Here is a 3354-nt window from a genome sequence, read left to right as displayed (position 1 = left end):
GAACGACGTTTACAACAACGGCTCGACTGTCAGCGTCACCATCGAGAACGCCACTGGTGGCAACTTCGAGCAACTGACGCCGAACCCGACCCCGGCTCAGACCACGATCAACGACTCGGTCGATAACACCACTGCGACCCTGACGGCGAGCCCGTCGGTGACCGAAGGCGGCGTGATCACTTACACCGTGACCCTGAGCAACCCTGCCCAGACCCCGGTAACCGTGACCCTGTCCAACGGCCAGACCATTACCGTTGAGGCCGGCAAGACCCAGGGCAGTGTCGACTTCCAGACTCCGGCGAACGACGTCTACAACAACGGTTCGACCGTTAGCGTCACCATCGAAAATACCACTGGTGGCAACTTCGAGCAGTTGACCCCGAATCCGACCCCGGCTCAAACCGCGATCAACGACTCGGTCGATAACACCACCGCGACCCTGACCGCTTCGCCAAGCGTCACCGAAGGCGGCGTGATCACCTATACCGTGACCCTGAGCAACCCTGCCCAGACCCCGGTAACCGTGACCCTGTCCAATGGCCAGACCATTACCGTTGAGGCCGGAAAAACCCAGGGTAGCGTTGATTTCCAGACTCCGGCGAACGACGTTTACAACAACGGTTCGACCGTTAGCGTCACCATCGAAAACGCCACTGGTGGCAACTTCGAACAACTGACGCCCAACCCGACCCCGGCTCAGACCGCGATCAACGATTCGGTCGATAACACGACCGCGACCCTGACGGCTTCGCCAAGCGTCACTGAAGGCGGCGTGATCACCTACACCGTGACCCTGAGCAACCCGGCTCAGACGCCAGTGACCGTGACCCTGTCCAACGGCCAGACCATTACCGTTGAGGCCGGCAAGACCCAGGGCAGTGTCGACTTCCAGACCCCGGCGAACGATGTCTACAACAACGGTTCGACCGTTAGTGTGTCTATCGAGAACGCCACTGGCGGCAACTTCGAGCAGTTGACCCCGAATCCGACTCCAGCTTCGACTGTCATCAATGACAGCATCGATACCGTCACCGTTAGCATCGTCAGCAATGGCAATGTGACCGAAGACCAGCAGCCTTCCTTCACTGTGAAAGTAAGCCAGGCGCTGGACCGTCCGTTGACCGTAACACTGTCGAACGGCGACACCGTGACCATCGAAGCGGGTAAAACCGAAGTCGAGTACAAGACCTCGGTCCAGGGTGATGACGTCTACAACGACGCAGGTTCCATCACCCTCGGCGTCACCGGCGCAACAGTTGCGGGTGCCACCTTCGAGAACCTGGCCTTGGGTGGCCCGGCTACTGTTGAAATTTCGGACACCATCAGTGAAGTGGTAGCCAAGCTGACTGCGACCCCTTCGGTCACCGAAGGCGGCGAAATCACCTACACCATCACGCTGACCAACAAAGACGGTCTGCCGATCAACAACCACGGCGCCCTGACCTTCACGCTGAGCGACGGTAAAACCGTCATCACCGTACCGGCCAATGGCACTACCGGTTCGGTCACCGTCACTGCGCCGGACAACGTCTACACCGGCAGCAATCCGCCTGTTGTGCAGTCGATCGCAACCGTTGCTGGCGCTGATGTCGGCAAGTTCGAGCAACTGACCCTGGACAAGACTCCGGTCAGCACCACCGTTACTGACGAGCCAGGTACTCCAGGCAACGAAGGCGACCTTGTCAAGGTCACCATCACCGCCGACCAGACCTCGGTGGCCGAGAACGTCAAACCGACGTTCACCGTGCACATCAACCAGCCGCTGGACCACGACCTGGTCGTGACCCTGAGCAACAACGCTCAGGTCACCATCAAGGCCGGTGAAACCAGCGCGCCGTATACCCATGACGCGCAGGGTGACGATGTTTACAAAGACTCGGGTGAAATCAGCCTGGGCATCAATTCGGCAGTAGACGTCACCGGTGCGACCTTCGAGAACCTGCAGCTGGGCGGTGCGGCTACCGTCCAAGTCACTGACACCACTGACGAAGTGGTGGCCAAGCTGACTGCGACCCCTTCGGTGACCGAAGGCGGCGAGATCACCTACACCATCACGCTGACCAACAAAGACGGTCTGCCGATCAACAACCACGGCGCCCTGACCTTCACGCTGAGCGACGGTAAAACCGTCATCACCGTGCCGGCCAACGGCACCGTGGGCACTACCACCGTCACCGCGCCGGACAACGTCTACACCGGTACCAACGACTCGATCGTGAAATCGATCGCTTCGGTCAGCGGTGACGATGTTGGCAAATTCGAGCAACTGACTCTGGACAAGGCGCCGGTGACCACCACTGTCACCGACGAGCCAGGTTCGGGCACCCCGGGCACTGGCAACGAAGGCGATCTGGTACTGGTGACCATCACCGCCGACCAGACCTCGGTGGCCGAGAACGTCAAACCGACCTTCACCGTGCACATCAACCAGCCGCTGGACCACGACCTGGTCGTGACCCTGAGCAACGATGCGACCGTGACCATCAAGGCTGGCGACACCAGTGCACCGTACGAGCACGCGGCGCAAGGCGATGACGTTTACAACGACGCTGGCCAGATCAGTGTGGGCATCAAGTCCGCTGTGGACGTCGATGGCCGTACCTTCGAGAACCTGCAACTGGGCGGCAACGCTTCGGTGCAGGTGACCGACACCACCGACGAAGTGATCGCCAAGCTGACTGCTACCCCGTCGGTCACCGAAGGCGGCGTGATCACCTACACCGTGACGCTGACTAACAAAGACGGATTGCCGATCAACAACCACTCGGCACTGACCTTCACGCTGAACGATGGCAAGACCACCATCACCGTGCCGGCCAACGGCACTGTGGGCACTACCACCGTCACCGCGCCGGACAACGTCTACACCGGCACTAACGACTCGATCGTGAAATCGATCGCCTCGGTCAGCGGCGACGACGTCGGCAAGTTCGAGCAACTGACTCTGGACAAGGCGCCGGTCACCACCACCGTCACCGACGAGCCAGGCTCGGGTACCCCAGGCACTGGCAACGAAGGCGATCTGGTACTGGTGACCATCACCGCCGATCAGACCTCGGTGGCCGAGAACGTCAAACCGACCTTCACCGTTCACATCAACCAGCCGCTGGACCACGACCTGGTCGTGACCCTGAGCAACGATGCGACCGTGACCATCAAGGCTGGCGACACCAGCGCGCCGTACGAGCACGCTGCGCAGGGCGATGACGTTTACAACGACGCTGGCCAGATCAGCGTGGGCATCAAATCGGCTGTGGACGTGGATGGTCGTACCTTCGAGAACCTGCAGCTGGGCGGTAACGCCTCCGTTCAGGTGACCGATACCACCGACGAAGTCATCGCGAAACTGACTGC

1 protein-coding gene is annotated in these 3354 nt (G+C 60.5%); it reads left to right on the top strand.

Translation table 11 applies throughout. The features are described from left to right. Positions 1 to 3354: immunoglobulin-like domain-containing protein (locus A0O30_RS27545; protein ID WP_371921641.1), on the top strand; the 3354-nt coding region annotated here is incomplete at both ends.

Source organism: Pseudomonas sp. LLC-1, from assembly GCF_002992185.1.
GTDB classification, from domain to species: Bacteria; Pseudomonadota; Gammaproteobacteria; order Pseudomonadales; family Pseudomonadaceae; genus Aquipseudomonas; species Aquipseudomonas monteilii.
The sequence above is the reverse complement of the archived record's forward strand: the minus strand, read 5'-3'. Positions and strand labels throughout refer to the sequence as shown.